13 protein-coding genes and 2 tRNA genes are annotated in these 14269 nt (G+C 70.3%); 4 read left to right on the top strand and 11 right to left on the bottom strand.

Annotated features, from left to right (window positions below):
* The first annotated feature begins 110 nt into the window (after positions 1-110).
* Complete coding sequence (locus E3U26_RS02715; protein ID WP_114537191.1) at positions 111-1298, top strand: DUF6456 domain-containing protein; 1188 nt, start codon at positions 111-113, stop codon at positions 1296-1298.
* Positions 1299-1389: 91 nt separating this feature from the next.
* Here the strand turns inward: E3U26_RS02715 and E3U26_RS02710 are convergent, their stop codons facing one another.
* Entirely contained in the window at positions 1390-1938 is a 549-nt protein-coding gene (locus E3U26_RS02710; RefSeq protein WP_036760060.1) for a peroxiredoxin, read from the bottom strand.
* Positions 1939-2078: 140 nt separating this feature from the next.
* On the opposite strand from E3U26_RS02710, the gene lipA reads away from it, so the two are divergent.
* Both lipA and E3U26_RS02700 read left to right on the top strand, forming a co-directional pair.
* Complete coding sequence (gene lipA, locus E3U26_RS02705; RefSeq protein WP_036760049.1) at positions 2079-3026, top strand: lipoyl synthase; 948 nt, start codon at positions 2079-2081, stop codon at positions 3024-3026.
* A gap of 166 nt (positions 3027-3192) precedes the next feature.
* Positions 3193-3276 (top strand) — tRNA-Leu (locus E3U26_RS02700).
* A gap of 684 nt (positions 3277-3960) precedes the next feature.
* Here E3U26_RS02700 and E3U26_RS02695 read toward each other — a convergent pair.
* The 8 genes from E3U26_RS02695 to E3U26_RS02660 all read right to left on the bottom strand — a co-directional run bounded on the left by E3U26_RS02695 (position 3961) and on the right by E3U26_RS02660 (position 9746).
* Positions 3961-4036 (bottom strand) — tRNA-Ala (locus E3U26_RS02695).
* Positions 4037-4357: 321 nt separating this feature from the next.
* On the bottom strand, positions 4358-5332 hold the full coding sequence (locus tag E3U26_RS02690; RefSeq protein WP_499105391.1) for a glutathione S-transferase family protein: 975 nt from the start codon (positions 5330-5332) through the stop codon (positions 4358-4360).
* Between the two features lie 69 nt (positions 5333-5401).
* A complete protein-coding gene (locus tag E3U26_RS02685; protein WP_499105389.1) occupies positions 5402-5845 on the bottom strand; it encodes a thioredoxin family protein in 444 nt (147 codons plus the stop codon).
* Between the two features lie 80 nt (positions 5846-5925).
* Complete coding sequence (locus E3U26_RS02680) at positions 5926-7713, bottom strand: SulP family inorganic anion transporter (protein WP_499105387.1); 1788 nt, start codon at positions 7711-7713, stop codon at positions 5926-5928.
* On the bottom strand, positions 7704-8129 hold the full coding sequence (locus E3U26_RS02675) for a DUF6691 family protein (RefSeq protein ID WP_072464113.1): 426 nt from the start codon (positions 8127-8129) through the stop codon (positions 7704-7706). Before E3U26_RS02675 ends, E3U26_RS02680 begins: the two co-directional genes overlap by 10 nt.
* 1 nt (position 8130) lies before the next feature.
* A complete protein-coding gene (locus tag E3U26_RS02670) occupies positions 8131-8550 on the bottom strand; it encodes a YeeE/YedE family protein (RefSeq protein ID WP_036761444.1) in 420 nt (139 codons plus the stop codon).
* The gene (locus E3U26_RS02665) at positions 8547-8852 is read right to left on the bottom strand and encodes a YgaP family membrane protein (protein ID WP_499105386.1); all 306 of its coding nucleotides are present in this window, start codon (positions 8850-8852) and stop codon (positions 8547-8549) included. The genes E3U26_RS02670 and E3U26_RS02665 overlap by 4 nt, the downstream gene beginning before the upstream one ends.
* A gap of 15 nt (positions 8853-8867) precedes the next feature.
* Positions 8868-9746, bottom strand: coding sequence for an MBL fold metallo-hydrolase (locus tag E3U26_RS02660; protein ID WP_116222867.1), 879 nt, complete (start codon positions 9744-9746; stop codon positions 8868-8870).
* Positions 9747-10173: 427 nt separating this feature from the next.
* Between E3U26_RS02660 and ald the strand changes: the two genes are divergently transcribed.
* Positions 10174-11292: an alanine dehydrogenase gene (ald, locus tag E3U26_RS02655; protein ID WP_072464316.1), complete on the top strand. Its 1119-nt coding sequence runs from the start codon at positions 10174-10176 to the stop codon at positions 11290-11292.
* Positions 11293-11298: 6 nt separating this feature from the next.
* Here ald and E3U26_RS02650 read toward each other — a convergent pair whose 3' ends face one another.
* Positions 11299-12783, bottom strand: coding sequence for a CYTH and CHAD domain-containing protein (locus E3U26_RS02650; RefSeq protein WP_499105384.1), 1485 nt, complete (start codon positions 12781-12783; stop codon positions 11299-11301).
* Positions 12784-12936: 153 nt separating this feature from the next.
* Positions 12937-14214 (bottom strand): S8 family serine peptidase, encoded by a 1278-nt coding sequence (locus E3U26_RS02645; RefSeq protein WP_499105383.1) that lies wholly within the window; start codon positions 14212-14214, stop codon positions 12937-12939.
* Positions 14215-14269 lie beyond the last annotated feature (55 nt).

Raw genomic sequence — 14269 nt, 5'->3', positions numbered from 1 at the left:
AATTCTTAGCAAATACTGCCGCACCCCGCCGTGGTCCCGCTGTGCCGGACCGGGGCGGAGATACAACCCATCGGCGAGCCTCTGCCCGCTCGTCTGCAGGAAGCGAAGGAATGACCATGACGATTTTGACGGGAGATTTCGCGCCGGACGCCCTGATTGCCGCCCTGCCGGCCGGCGTCGAGCCCACGGACGGCAATCCGCCCGAAACCGCGCTTGTCCCGCAGGCCGAGGACGGCGATCTCAAGCTTTACCTGCGCCATGTCGAGGGTGGGGAAACGATCCGCTCTCTGGCCCGCGAAACGGGCTGCCACGCCTCGACCATCCTGCGCCGCATCCGCCGGTTCGAGGCGCGGCGCGACGACCCGCTGGTCGATCGCGCAGTCGAGCGGGCGGCAGAAAAGGGCAGGGGCAGCGGGGCAAGCCCGGCCGATCCGGGGCAGGCGGGCAGCAGGCAGATCACCCGCATCCTGCGCCGCCTGGCCGAGCCGGGGGCGCAGATGGTGGTGGCCGACGGCATGGAAAAGGCCATCGTCGTGCGCGACGACATCCGCACCGCCATCCTGGACCGCGAATTGGCCGAGCATATGGCGATGCGGGCCTGGGTGCATCTGCTGGGGCAGGGCAGGATCAACCGCTATGCCATCTCGGCCCAGGGGCGCGAGGCGCTTCGGGCGATGCTGGCCGCCCGGCGCGGCGGCGCCCTGCCGCGGGTCGAGGATTTCGTCCTTGCCGCCCCGGTCATGCCTCCGGCGCAGGGCTGCGCCGAGGATGCTGGCGCCTTCAGCCATGCCGACCGGCACCGGCAATGGGACGAGCGCGAGATCACCGACCCCGAGGACGGCCGCCGCCGCCGCGCCCGCGTCAATATCGCCGAGAGCCCGCTGCTGATGCTGGCGCGGCGGCGCGAGCCGGACGGGCGGCCCTTCCTGGCCGCCGAACTGGTCGCGGCCGGCGAACGGCTGCGCGAGGATTTCGAGCTGGCGCAGATGGGGCCGCGCGTCACGCAGAACTGGGACCGCTTCCTGACGGCCGGCGTCGATGTCTCGCGCGTCTCGGCCGGCCATGGCGGCGGCTCGGAAGGGGCGCGCAACCGCGTCGCCGCCGCGCTGCGCGAGCTTGGCCCCGGCATGGGCGACCTGTGCCTGCGGGTCTGCTGCTTCCTGGAGGGCATCGAGATGACCGAGCGGCGGCTGGGCTGGTCGGCGCGCTCGGGCAAGATCGTGCTGCGCCTGGGCCTGATGCGGCTGGAACGCCACTATCGCGAAACCTACGGCTCGGGCGCGCCGCTGATCGGGTGACGCCGGGGCAGGCCAAGGGGGAACGGCCATGAAAAAGGGCGCCCGGCGGCGCCCTTTTCGCATCGTCCCTGGCCCTGGCCCTAGCCCTGGATCAGGCCGCGGCCTTGGCCGGATTGGCGCGCAGCCAGTCCAGCACCGCCTCGGGCGCGGTGGCGCCATAGGGATCCTCGGGGCAGTCGTCCATCCGGCCGGGCTCTTCGAACCAGGCCTGGACGCGGCCGTCCTCGACGATGGCAGCATAGCGCCAGCTGCGGGCGCCGAAGCCCAGGTTGTCCTTGCGCACCAGCATGCCGACCTTTTCGGTGAAGGCGCCCGAGCCGTCCGGGATCACCTTGACGTTCTTCAGGTTCTGCGCCTTGGCCCATTGGTTCATCACGAAGCTGTCGTTGACCGACATGCAATAGATCGCGTCGATGCCCAGATCGGCCATCTCGTCCGCCGCCTTCTCGAAGCCCGGCAGTTGATAGGTCGAGCAGGTGGGCGTGAAGGCGCCGGGCAGCGAGAACAGCACCACGCGCTTGCCCTTGAAGTAGTCCGCGGTGGTCATCGCCTGCCAGCGATAGGGATTGTCCCCGCCCACGGATTCGTCGCGCACGCGGGTCTGGAAGGTCACTTCGGGAAGCAGATCGCCTTGTTTCATCATTCGTCCTTTCATCATCCGCTCCTCCCTTGGTCGATGCCGCGCCGCAGCATCGAGGGGCATAGATGCACCCTGCATTGGCGTTGATCAAGACCCGAAAAACCCGTAAGTTCGGCTGACTCCCAGCAAAGGATGCCGATATGGCGGACATGCCCCCGGTTCTGCGCCACCCCGAGAAAGCCCATCGCCCCGACCAGCCCCAGCCCAAGAAGCCGGACTGGATCCGCGTGAAGGCGCCGACCAGCCAGGGCTACAAGGACACCCGCGACATCCTGCGCAACAACCGCCTGTCCACGGTCTGCGAAGAGGCCGGCTGCCCGAACGTCGGCGAATGCTGGAGCCAGGGCCACGCCACCATGATGATCATGGGCGAGATCTGCACCCGCGGCTGTTCCTTCTGCAACGTGATGACCGGCAAGCCGAATGCGCTCGACGTGTTCGAGCCGGGCCGCGTCGCCCATGCCGTGCAGAAGCTGGGGCTGAAGCATGTGGTCATCACCTCGGTCGACCGCGACGACCTGGACGACGGCGGGGCCGAGCATTTCGCCCAGACCATCCGCGCCATCCGCCACCGCTCGCCCGGCTCGACCATCGAGGTGCTGACGCCCGACTTCCTGAAGTCCAAGCCCGGCGCGCTGGAGGCGGTGGTCGAGGCCCGGCCCGACGTGTTCAACCACAACCTGGAAACCGTGCCCGGCCTTTATCCGACGGTCCGGCCCGGCGCGCGCTATTTCCACAGCCTGCGGCTGTTGCAGCGGGTCAAGGAACTGGACCCCAGCATGTTCACCAAGTCCGGCATCATGGTCGGCCTGGGCGAGGATCGCCAGGGCGTCCTGCAGGTCATGGACGACATGCGCGCCGCGGACGTGGATTTCATCACCATCGGGCAATATCTGCAGCCGACGCCCAAGCATCACCGGGTGGACCGCTTCGTCACCCCCGAGGAGTTCAAGGGCTACGAGAAAGCCGCCTATGGCAAGGGCTTCCTGATGGTCTCGGCCACGCCGCTGACGCGCTCCTCCTATCATGCCGGCGACGACTTCGCGCAGCTGCGCGAGGCGCGGCTGGCAAAGCTTGGCCAGGCCTAAGTCGGGGCTTGCAAAACGCTGCGTTGCGCCTTAGGCGGAGCGCAGAGACGGCCTTGATGCCGGGCGGCGGATGTCCATGTTCCGAATGCCCGCCGGGGGAAGCATTGCCCCTTGCGCAGGGCGATGCCGTTTCGCCGGGCCAGGCCGGCCTGGACAAGGGCGCCACGGGGGTGTGGCGGAATGGTAGACGCGCCTGACTCAAAATCAGGTTTCGCAAGAAGTGTCGGTTCGAGTCCGACCACCCCTACCAGCGCCCTTTTCGGCCTTCGCTTCCGTCCCGTATCGGTCGGACTGTGCCGCATCCTCACCACCCCATGCCCCTGCGGCATATCCTTTGGTCGCATTAAGGCTTCGCCTGACGGAGCTGCTGGCCGGCCTGTATCCTGCCCCCGTGACCGGCTTTCGGCCCCGACGGGCCTCGCACGTTCGGCCATCCATGCGCAGATTTCCGCAGACAGGTTCCCGGCTCCCCGTGAAGCTGGGTTCGCGCACCGTCGCATGGCCGGAGACTTGGCTGCCGGCCGCCGCCACGCGCAAAGTGAGGCCAAGGCGGTCAAGGCGCTGAGGATGCGGCTTGCGCTGCTGCTGGCAGGATGGTCCTTTGGCTGCGGCGGGACGATCCGACGCTGGATGCGCGGGAAGCGGGCGCCGGGTTGCTCGTGGATGCGAGCGAGATGCTGTCCGGGGCCAGCGATGACCACCCTGATCGCGGCCTCAACTGCTACCTGCCGCCTTGGCCGCCGAAGCGGGCGGGATGGTCCCGAATGCGCCTCTGATCTGGCGCATCAATCCGGGGCGATTTCGAGGCCCCCTGGCCTCCAAGCGTCCGGCGAAACCCAGCGGGATCTTTTTTCGGGTATGGGGACGAGCATGGAGTAACGCACAACGGAACTCGCCTAGGCGGCTGATAGTCAACCAGAATGTGCGAGTGAATTGGTGGAGCCAAGGGGAGTCGAACCCCTGACCTCTTGAATGCCATTCAAGCGCTCTACCAACTGAGCTATGGCCCCACCGGAGGTCTCGGGCGGCGTCTCCGTCGCCCGTGTGAGGCGTCGTATAGGAGGGGGCGTCGGCGGGTGCAAGCGGAAAAATACAGCCTCGGGGAAAAATTCTCGCGCCGCCGGATAAGCCATGGAATCAAAGCGGTTTTCTCGGAAAATCTGCGCGCTGCAGCCGCGCGCGGGCAGGGCGTAGGACCTTGCCCGGCTGCTGCCTGGCCAGGGCCGCCCGCAGGATCGCCCTCCGGCCGCAGCGGCATGGGCGGGCGTTGGCCTCCGCCAGATGGGGCGGCTTCGCGTGTCGGACAAAGGGGACTGCCAAGGCCGCCTGTCTCAGCCCCGGCCGTGCGGTTCCTGCCAGTCGATCAGCGGGTTGATCGGGATGATGCGATGCGGGTTTATCGTGGCGTGGCTGTAGTGATAGTGGCGCACGATATGGTCGAAATGCACCGTCTCGGCCACGCCCGGCCATTGGTAAAGCTCGCGTGTCCAGCCCCAGAGGTTCGGATATTCCCGCAGCCAGCGCCGGTTGCATTTGAAATGCGTGTGATAGACCAGGTCGAAGCGCAGCGCGGTGGTGAAAAGCCGCCAATCGGCCTCGGTGATCCGCTCGCCGCAGAGATAGCGGTTGCCGGCCAGATGGCCCTCGAGCCAGTCCAGCGTCTCGAACAGCGGGCCGGCGGCCTCGTCATAGGCCGCCTGCGAGGTGGCGAATCCGGCCTTGTAGACGCCGTTGTTGACCCGGTCGTAGATGCGCCCATTCAGCGCGTCGATCCGGTCCAGCAGCCCGGCCGGACAGTAATCGTCGCGGTTGCCGGTCAGCCCGTCGAAGGCCGAATTGAACATGCGGATGATCTCGGCGCTTTCGTTGCTGACGATGGTCTCCTGCGCCTTGTCCCACAGCACCGGCACCGTCACCCGGCCCGAGGCCCTGGGGTCCACCCTGAGGTAGAGGTCGCGCAGATAGGGCAGGCCGTGCAGCCGGTCCCCGGTCGCGCCGGGGAAATCGGTGGCAAAGGTCCAGCCCTCGGACAGCATGTCGGGATGGACGGCCGAGACGCCGATATGCGCGGCAAGCCCCTTGAGCGCGCGAAAGATCAGCGTGCGATGCGCCCAGGGGCAGGCATAGGAGACATAGAGGTGATAGCGCCCGCTTTCGGCGGCAAAGCCGCCCATGCCGCTGGGTCCGGGACTGCCGTCCGCGGTGATCCAGTTGCGATAGGCCGTCACGCTGCGCTGGAAGCGCCCGCTGCTGCTTTCGGTGTCATACCATTCGTCATGCCAGGTGCCGTCGATCAACTGGCCCATGCTGCCCCCTCGCGCGTTTCCGTCCGGCCCCCAGCATAGCCGAGCGGGCAGGGCGGGCAACCGCCCGGTTCAGTCGCGCAGCTGCGCCCGCGCCCAGCCGGCGATCGAGGCGGCGTCCATGGCGCCCGATTGCCGCGCCACCTCGCGCCCGCCGCGATAGAGCAGCAGCGTCGGGATGCCGCGGATGCCCAGGGTGGCGGCAGCCTGCGGCTCGGCCTCGGAGTTCAGCTTGACGAGCCGCATCTCGGGCTCCAGCATGCCGGCGGCGCGGGCGAACTCGGGCGCCATCATCCGGCAGGGGCCGCACCAGGGCGCCCAGACATCGACCAGCACCGGGATCGAGTTGCGGTCGATCTGGCGCCGGAACATCGCCCCGTCCACATCGGCGGGATGGGCAGAGAACAGCGCCGCGCGGCATTTGCCGCAACGCGCCTCGCGCGCGTCGCGCCCGGGCGGCAGGCGGTTGGTCGCGCCGCAGGCGGTGCAGACGATCTGGCGGTCGGCGTCGGACATGGTCAACCTCGGGGTTCCGGGGGCTGTCCCAGATATATTCGCAGGCGCGTATATAAACAAGGCCCGGCCCCTGCCGGACCCTATCCGCCCCGCAAAAGCCGCGCTGCGTCGCCGTAACAGGCCAGCCCGGTTTCCCGCGCCGGGCTGGCATCCGGCCCCAGGTCGCGCCGCAGCTGGCAGATGGCCTCGTGCTGGCTCAGGAACACCTGGCCGGACAGGTGGCGCAGGAAATCGCTGCGCCGCAGCCGGTCCATGACCGGCCCCTTGACCTCGGACAGGTGCAGGCGGATCCCGCCCTCGGCCAGGCGGCGGTTGATTTCCTCCAGGCTTTCCAGGGCGCTGGCGTCGATGTCGTTGACGGCAGGGCACATCAGCACGACATGGCGCAGGCGCGGCCGGTCGGCGACCAGCGCGGCGATGCGGTCCTCGAGAAAGCGGGAATTGGCGAAATACAGGCTTTCGTCGACGCGCAGCGACAGGATCTCGGGCCAGACCAGCACGCGGTGGCGGTCGACGTTGCGGAAATGCTCGGTCCCCGGCACCTGGCCCACGACGGCGGAATGCGGCCGCGAGCTGCGGTAAAGCTGCATGACCAGCGACAGTAGCACCCCGGCGCTGATCCCCGGCTCGACCCCGACCAGCAGCGTGACCAGGATGGTCGCTGCCATGGCCAGGAAATCGCGCGGCGAATAGTCCAGCACCCGGCGAATGGCGCGGAAATCGACCAGCGACAGCACCGCCAGGATGATGGTCGCCGCCAGCACCGCCTGCGGCAGGTCCGCCAGCAGCGGCGTCAGGAACAGCGCCGCCAGCGCGATGCCGATGGCGGTGAATACCCCCGCCGCCGGGGTCTGCGCGCCGGCGTCGTAATTCACCACCGAACGCGCAAAGCCGCCCGTGACCGGATAGCCGCCGCCCAGCCCGGCGGCGATATTGGCCGCGCCCAGGCCGATCAGCTCCTGGTCCGGGGCGATCCGCTCGCGCCGCCGCGCGGCCAGCGTCTGGCCGACCGAGACCGATTCGACGAAGCCCACGACCGAGATCAGCAGCGCCGCCGGCGCCAGCGCCGCCAGCAATTCAAGCGACGGGATGGGCAGCGACAGCCCCGGCAGGCCCTGCGGGATGGCGCCGACCAGCGCCACGCCGCGCCCGCCCAGGTCCAGCGCCTTGGCCAGGGCGATGGCGGCGGCGATGGCCAGGATCGGCGCCGCCCGCGCCAGCATGTCGGCCAGCCAGCCGGGCAGGCCGGCCCGCACCAGCCCGTGCCGGCCCCAGCGCCGCGCCGCGTAAAGGAAGGCCAGCGACCCGGCGCCGATGGCCAGCGTCCAGGGATTGGTCCGGGGCAGGCCGGCGAAAAGCGCGGGCAGGATCTCGGGCAGGGTCGAGCCGCCGCCGCCCACGCCCAGCAGATGCCGGATCTGCCCGGCCGCGATCAGGATGCCCGAGGCGGTGATGAAGCCCGACATCACCGGGTGGCTGAGGAAATTCGCCAGGAACCCCAGCCGGAAGATGCCCGCCGCCACCAGCATCGCGCCCGAAAGCAGCGCCAGCGCGACGGCGGCGGTCAGGGCATCGGCCAGCCCCGCCTGCACCACCGGCCCGATGGCCGAGGCGGTCATCAGCGAGACCACCGCCACCGGCCCGACCGCCAGCACCCGCGAGGTGCCGAAGACCGCATAGGCGACCAGCGGCAGGATCGAGGCGTAAAGCCCGACCTCGGGCGGCAGGTTGGCCAGCATGGCATAGGCCAGGCTCTGCGGGATCAGCATGATGGTGACGATCACCGCGGCCAGCAGGTCGGCGCTCAGCACCGCCCCGCCATAGCCGCGCGCCCATTGCAGCATGGGCAGGCGGTGGATCAGATGCATCTGCGGCGAAGCCCCTGCCCGATTTTGACCATTGCGATTCCGGCGGCCATTGTTGCGGTGAAGAGGACGGGTTCGGGGCGGATGAGGCCGATGGCGGGGATGGCGCCGCCGGGGCAGAAGCCCGACAGCCCCCAGCCCAGGCCGAACAGCGCCGAACCCCCGACCAGCCCGGCGTCGATGTCGCGCCGCTCGGGCAGGTGGAAGCGCAGCGCCAGCACCGGCGCCGGCCGGCGCAACACCAGCCGGTAGCCCGGATAGGCCACCAGCAGCGCACCGCCCATCACGAAGGCCAGGGACGGATCCCAGGCCCCGGCAATGTCGAAGAAATTCAGAACCTTCGCAGGGTTGGCCATGCCCGAGACCGCAATCCCCGCGCCAAAGACCAACCCGACCAGCAAGGCCGACAGCAAGACCATCTCAGAACCCTCCCGCAAGATGGCGCACCGCATAGACCGTCGCCCCGGTCGCCAGCATGAAGCTCAGCGTCGCCACCAGCGACCGCGCCGACAGCCGCGCCAGCCCGCAGACCCCGTGGCCCGAGGTGCAGCCGCCGCCATAGCTGACCCCGATCCCGACCAGCAGCCCGCTGAGCGCCGTCCAGCCCAGCGGCACCGGGCTGTCGAAGCCGATCTCGACCCCGCCCAGCCGCACCAGCAGCAAGGGCGCCGCCACCGCGCCGGCCAGGAAGGCCAGCCGCCAGCCGCCGCCCGGCGCCAGCGCCCCGGCCAGGATCCCGGTCATGCCGGCGATGCGGCCGTGCAGCGCCATCAGCAGCACCGCCGCCAGCCCGATCAATCCGCCGCCCAGCAACGATTGCACAGGGGTGAATTCGGTCATGCCCCGCCTCCGTCCCGACGATCCCCGTTTTCGCGATCTCCGTCCCGACGATCCGCGCCTTCGCCTTCAGAGCCGCCTTCGGAACCGCCTTCGGAACCGCCGCCTTCCAGCCCGCGGCCGATGCCCAGCAGCGCCCAGACCGGGCAGAAGCGCAGCGCCGCGGTCGCCAGCAGCACCAGCCCGGCAACCGCCGCCGCCCAGCTCCACGCCGGCGAAAGCCCGGCCAGCAAGGCCAGCAGAACCAGGCCGAGGCCCAGCACCAGCCGCAGCACCCGCTCGGTGCCTGCGATATTGATCCGCATCCTTCCTCCTCCTCCTCAGTCCCAGGGCGCCTGCAGCAGGTCAAGCGGGATCTTCAGGTAGCGCCGACCGTTCGCCTCCGGCGCGGGCAGCCGGCCGGCATTGGTGTTGACCTGCAGCGCATGCAGGATCAGCTTGGGCATCGGCAGGGTGCGGTCGCGCGCCTGCCGCGCGGCGACGAACTCGGCCTCGGTCAGGTATTGCGCCATGTGGCTGTTGCGCGCCTTCTGCTCGGCCACGGTCGATTCCCAGGCCGGCGCCCGCCCGCCCTGGCAATAGTCGTGGCCGGTGAAGACCCGCGTCGCCTCGGGCAGGGCCAGGATCTCCTGGATCGAGCGCCACAGCGCATGCGCGTCGCCGCCGGGGAAATCCGCCCGCGCCGTGCCGCTGTCGGGCATGAACAGCGTGTCGTGCACGAAGGCCGCGTCGCCGATCACATAGGAGATCGAGGCCAGGGTATGGCCGGGCGAGAACAGCACCCGCGCCGGGATCGAGCCGAGGCGGAAGGTCTCGCCCTCGGCGAAGAGCCGGTCCCATTGCGAGCCGTCGGCGGGGAAGTCCGGCCAGTTGTAGAATTCCTTCCACAGTTTCTGCACCTCGACCACCTTCTCGCCGATGGCGGTGGGGGCGCCGGTCTTGCGCTTGAGGTAGTCGGCGGCCGAGAAATGGTCGGCATGGGGATGGGTGTCGAGGATCCATTCCAGCCTGTAGCCGCGCTCGGCGATGAAGGCGAGGATGCGGTCGGCCTCGATGGTGGCGGTGGCGCCGGATTTCTCGTCATAGTCCAGCACCGGGTCGACGACGGCGCATTGGCCGGTCGCCGGATCGGCCACCACATATTGCACCGAGCCGGTCCGCGCCTCGTAAAACCCCGTCACCTCCGGCACAGCCGCCAGGGCCGCGGCCACGCCTGCGCCAGAACCGGGGCCAGGATCGGAATGCGGATCGGAATGCGGATCGGCGGCCCGGCCGGGGCCGGAATCACGATCACGGGTATCACGATCACGGGTATCACGATCAGGGGCCGCGCCCTGGCCGGGCGTCGAGGTCGAGGTCGGGGCATGGCTCATCGGATACTCCTCCTGCGCGCAAACTGTCCTTCATCCATGAGATATTCGAGTATGCGAATATATGCAAGGGTGGCGAGCGGGGGGAAGCTTGCGCCCTGGCGCTTGACGGCGGCAGGATCTTCGATTCTTCTGGGAATCCGGGGCGTCCTTGTGCGCCGGCGCGCCTTGGCGGGGCTTGATTTCGCAGCATCTTGCGGAAAGCCAATGCCAGACTGGCGCCGGGAGTTCCGAAAACCAGCAGGAGGAGAAGGGAATGAGGATCGGCTGCCCCAGGGAGATCAAGCCGCAGGAATTTCGCGTGGGCCTGGCGCCCGCCGCCGCCGCCGAGGCCGTCCTGCGCGGCCACCAGGTGCTGGTCGAGGCCGGCGCCGGCCTGGGCGCGGGTTTCGCCGACGAGGATTACCTGGCCGCGGGGGCGCGGATCGTGCCGGATGCGGCCGCGGTCTTTGCCGAGGCCGAGCTGATCGTCAAGGTCAAGGAGCCGCAGGCGCCCGAGCGCGCCATGCTGCGGCGCGGGCAGGTGCTGTTCACCTATCTGCACCTGGCGCCCGATCCGGCGCAGACGCGCGAGTTGCTGGCTTCGGGCGTGACCGCCATCGCCTATGAGACGGTGACGGATGCGCGCGGCGGGCTGCCGCTGCTGGCGCCGATGTCCGAGGTGGCGGGGCGGCTGGCGCCGCAGGTCGGCGCCTGGGCGCTGCAAAAGGCCAATGGCGGGCGCGGCGTGCTGCTGGGCGGGGTGCCGGGGGTCAGGCCGGCCAATGTGCTGATCATCGGCGGCGGCGTGGTGGGCGCGGCGGCGGCGCGGGTCGCGGTCGGCATGGGCGCGAACGTGACGGTGATGGACCGTTCGCTGCCGCGGCTGTCCTGGCTCGACGATCTCTTCATGGGCAAGCTGACCACCCAGCACGCCAGCGCGGCCGCGACCGCCGAGCTGATCCAGCGCGCCGACATGGTGGTCGGCGCCGTGCTGGTGCCGGGTGCGGCGGCGCCGAAGCTGGTGTCGCGGGCGCAGCTTGAAACCATGCCGCGCGGCGCGGTGCTGGTCGATGTCGCCATCGACCAGGGCGGCTGTTTCGAGACCTCGCGCCCCACCACCCACCAGGATCCGATCTACGAGGTCGACGGCGTGATCCATTACTGCGTGGCCAACATGCCGGGGGCGGTGGCGCGGACCTCGACCCAGGCGCTCGGCAATGCCACCTTGCCCTTCCTGCTGGCGCTGGCCGACAAGGGCTGGCGCCGCGCGCTGGCCGAGGATGCGCATCTGCGCGCGGGCCTGGCCACGCATGAGGGGCAGCTGACCTCGCCGCCGGTGGGCGAGGCGCTGGGGCTGGCGGCGATCACCCCCGACCAGCTGCTGGCGGGCTAGGCCACCCTAGCGCCAGAAGCGCTTGGCATCGACCAGGGCCTCATGCGCTTCGGCGGCGGCCTCGACCAGGGCGCGCTTGTCGCGGTCGGTGCCCAGCAGCGCGGCCGCCGCGGGGTCGCCGGCCAGCCCCAGCCGCTCGACAAGCGCCGGGGCCGCCGCCAGGTCGTTCAGCGCCCCCATGCGGTCCTGCAACGCCTCGAGCGCGGCCAGGAAGCGCGCGGCCCGGCGCCTGCGGCGCTTTTCCGCATAAAGCGGCGCGAAGAACTCGGCGGCATAGCGCAGCTTCTTGGCGTCCTTGCGCAATTCGTGCCGGGTCTCGTCATCCACATCGGCAAGGCCGATGCCGTCCTTCTTGACCTTGCGGCGCAGGCGGTCGAGCGCGGCCGAGGCGAATTCGCGCAGGGGCAGGTCGCGGATCTCGGCGGCCGAGGGCTGCGTCGTCCAGGGGCCGATGGCAAGATATTCCGCCAGGTCGAGCATCAGCAGCCGCGCCCGGCGCGAGCCGAGCGCCGTCCGGGCCTGGGCATAGGCCGCCATCCGCGCCGGCTCCAGCCGGGCGCGCAGCGCATCCGGCCGGCAGCGCAGGCGCAGCACGTCCAGGTCGCGCGCCTCGCCCAGCATCCCGGCCAGCCAGCGGCTTTCACCGTTCAGCCGCGCGGCCGTCTCGTCCTGAAGCATCGGCTTGAAGATGGACAGGGCCGAGCGCAGCCGGCGCAGCGCCACCCGCGCCTGATGCACGGCCTCGGGGTTGCCGGGATCGACCAGCGGCTCGTTGAGGCGGAACTGCCGCAGGCAGGCGGCGCCGATCTGGCGAAAGCCCTCGGCCGCCGCCATGTCGCGGTGCAGGGCTGTCGGCGCGGCCTTGTGCATGCGCAGCACCGGGCCCAGCAGGCGAAAGCCGTGATCGGCCTCGCTCAGCACGCCCAGGCGCAGCGGCGCGATCTCGTCCAGCCGGCGGGCCAGCGCGTAAAGCGCGGCGGGCGCGCCTTCGCGCAGTGCCAGCCGAAGCTCGCAGCGCGCCGAGCGGCGGTCGGCGGCCGTCACCTCGCCCCGGTCCAGCGCCAGCTCGATGTCGGCGCCCTGCCAGGACAGGGACCAGAGCTGCCGCTGGATGTGCAGGTCGAACAGCGGGCCGATGTCGGCCACCTTTGGCCCCAGCAGCGCGCAAAGCGGCGTGCGCTCGTCCAGCACCGGCCTGTCACCTGCGACGGGCTGGCGCCATTCGGGCAGCACGAACAGATCGGCGGTGCTGCCGGTGGCCCGGACGGTCTGGATGCGCCCGGTTTCGTCCTCGCCTTCGCCCTCGGCCAGGCTCAGCGTGAAGCCGGCGGCCGCCAGGTCCCGGTCGGGCGTGTCGAAATAGGTGGCATGGAGCGGCAGGACGGCTGGCTCCCCCGGCAGCAGATCCGAGGCGCGCAGGGCCTCGGCCGCCTCGGGCGCGATCTCGAGCATCAGCTCCGGCACGGAGACCATGGTTTTCTGTTGCGGCATTTTCGACCTTCCATCGGGCGCTTCCAGACATCGTGCCGGCCCGTCCCGGAACGGGCGGCGGCGGATGCAGGATAACCGACGGCTGAAACACCTCCATGTCGGTTTTCGTCGAAACGCCGAAACTGCCGCAACCCCAGCCGCACCGTGCCGGGATCAGAGGCAGGGATCGGGCGGGCTGACCAGGCCGTGGCCGAAGACCTCGTCATGGCCGGCCTTGCCCAGATCCCGCGCGCTGGATTGCAGGCGCGCGCGCACCTCGGCCGGGGTCAGCCCCGGTTCCTTCTGCATCAGCAGCGCCGCGGCCGCGGTAACGAAGGGCGTCGCGAAGGAGGTGCCGGTCTTGGTCCGCGCCCCGCGGATCGAGGCGGCGGTCCAGACATCCACCCCCGGCGCCGCCAGGTCGATATGCCCGCCCCGGTTCGCCCGGCGATAGACCTGGGCGCGGCGGTCCACCGCCGTGACCGCGATCACCTGCGGATAGGCGGCCGGATAGGCCGGCTTCGCCGCCGGCCCGCCATTGCCCGCCGCCGCCACCAGCACGATCCCGTCCCGGTCCATGCGCCGGACCTGCCCGGCCAGGGCGTCGTTCGCCGGGCCGGCCAGCGACAGGTTCACGATCCGCACCTGCTGCGCGGTCAGGTAGTCCAGCGCCTCGACCAGCGCGAAGGCATCGGCGCGCTCGTCCTGGCGCTGCTTGTGAAAGGCATCGACGGCGACCAGCGGCGCCCCCGGCACCAGCCCCGGCGTGCGGCCGTCGGCGCGCCCGACCAGCAGCGCCGCGACCGCGGTGCCGTGCATCTGGTCCGAGGCCGCGGCCTCGGCGTCCGAGGCGATGCGGTGCAGGCTGATCCGCGCATCCTCCAGCGCCTCGTGCCGGATGTTGAGCCCGGTATCCACCATGCCGATCCGGGGCGGCGTGCCGCAGGTCGCGCCATGCGCCGGCCAGGCGATCATCTGCCGGGCGGGGCAGTCGGCGCCCCGGCAGCCCGGCGCATTGCCCGGCCGGTAGTAATGGTTGAAATCGGCCGCCGTGGCCGAGGCCATGGCGCGCACCACGTCCCGCGCCTGCTCAAGGGGCATGGCGGCGGGCTTGCGCAGCCGGTGCATCGGCTCGCCCGCGCTGAGCCGGGTTTCGTGCAGCACCTCGAAGCCCATGTCCTGCAGCTGCGCCAGATCGGCCGGCGACAGGCCGCGCGCGATCACCTCGTCCGGGGCGCGCTGGGGCAGGGGCTCGGCGCGGACCCGCGGCTGGGCCGGCGGCGGCGCCCGGCGGCGGGGCGCATCGTCATCGTCGTCGTCATCATCATCGTCGTCGTCATCGTCGTCATCGTCGGCCCAGGCGGCGGCGGGCGCCGTCCAATCGGCGCCGGGGCGCAGGTCGGCCAGCAGCATGGCGGCCAGCACGGTCACGAACAGCAGCAGGCGCGGCATTTCCCTTCCTCCATGAAGCCGGTTTCTGGACATTCTACGCCCGACACATTCTATT

This window comes from Paracoccus ferrooxidans (assembly GCF_029909815.1).
Classification (GTDB): domain Bacteria; phylum Pseudomonadota; class Alphaproteobacteria; order Rhodobacterales; family Rhodobacteraceae; genus Paracoccus; species Paracoccus versutus.
This window is presented reverse-complemented; position numbering and strand designations above follow the sequence as displayed.

Excerpts from the sequence above, each read along its gene's own strand:
- E3U26_RS02715 (WP_114537191.1), top strand. The coding sequence starts at position 111 with ATGACCATGACGATTTTGACGGGAGATTTCGCGCCGGACGCCCTGATT.
- E3U26_RS02710 (WP_036760060.1), bottom strand. The coding sequence starts at position 1,938 with ATGAAACAAGGCGATCTGCTTCCCGAAGTGACCTTCCAGACCCGCGTG.
- lipA (WP_036760049.1), top strand. The coding sequence starts at position 2,079 with ATGGCGGACATGCCCCCGGTTCTGCGCCACCCCGAGAAAGCCCATCGC.
- E3U26_RS02690 (WP_499105391.1), bottom strand. The coding sequence starts at position 5,332 with ATGGGCCAGTTGATCGACGGCACCTGGCATGACGAATGGTATGACACC.
- E3U26_RS02685 (WP_499105389.1), bottom strand. The coding sequence starts at position 5,845 with ATGTCCGACGCCGACCGCCAGATCGTCTGCACCGCCTGCGGCGCGACC.
- E3U26_RS02680 (WP_499105387.1), bottom strand. The coding sequence starts at position 7,713 with ATGCATCTGATCCACCGCCTGCCCATGCTGCAATGGGCGCGCGGCTAT.
- E3U26_RS02675 (WP_072464113.1), bottom strand. The coding sequence starts at position 8,129 with ATGGTCTTGCTGTCGGCCTTGCTGGTCGGGTTGGTCTTTGGCGCGGGG.
- E3U26_RS02670 (WP_036761444.1), bottom strand. The coding sequence starts at position 8,550 with ATGACCGAATTCACCCCTGTGCAATCGTTGCTGGGCGGCGGATTGATC.
- E3U26_RS02665 (WP_499105386.1), bottom strand. The coding sequence starts at position 8,852 with ATGCGGATCAATATCGCAGGCACCGAGCGGGTGCTGCGGCTGGTGCTG.
- ald (WP_072464316.1), top strand. The coding sequence starts at position 10,174 with ATGAGGATCGGCTGCCCCAGGGAGATCAAGCCGCAGGAATTTCGCGTG.
- E3U26_RS02650 (WP_499105384.1), bottom strand. The coding sequence starts at position 12,783 with ATGCCGCAACAGAAAACCATGGTCTCCGTGCCGGAGCTGATGCTCGAG.
- E3U26_RS02645 (WP_499105383.1), bottom strand. The coding sequence starts at position 14,214 with ATGCCGCGCCTGCTGCTGTTCGTGACCGTGCTGGCCGCCATGCTGCTG.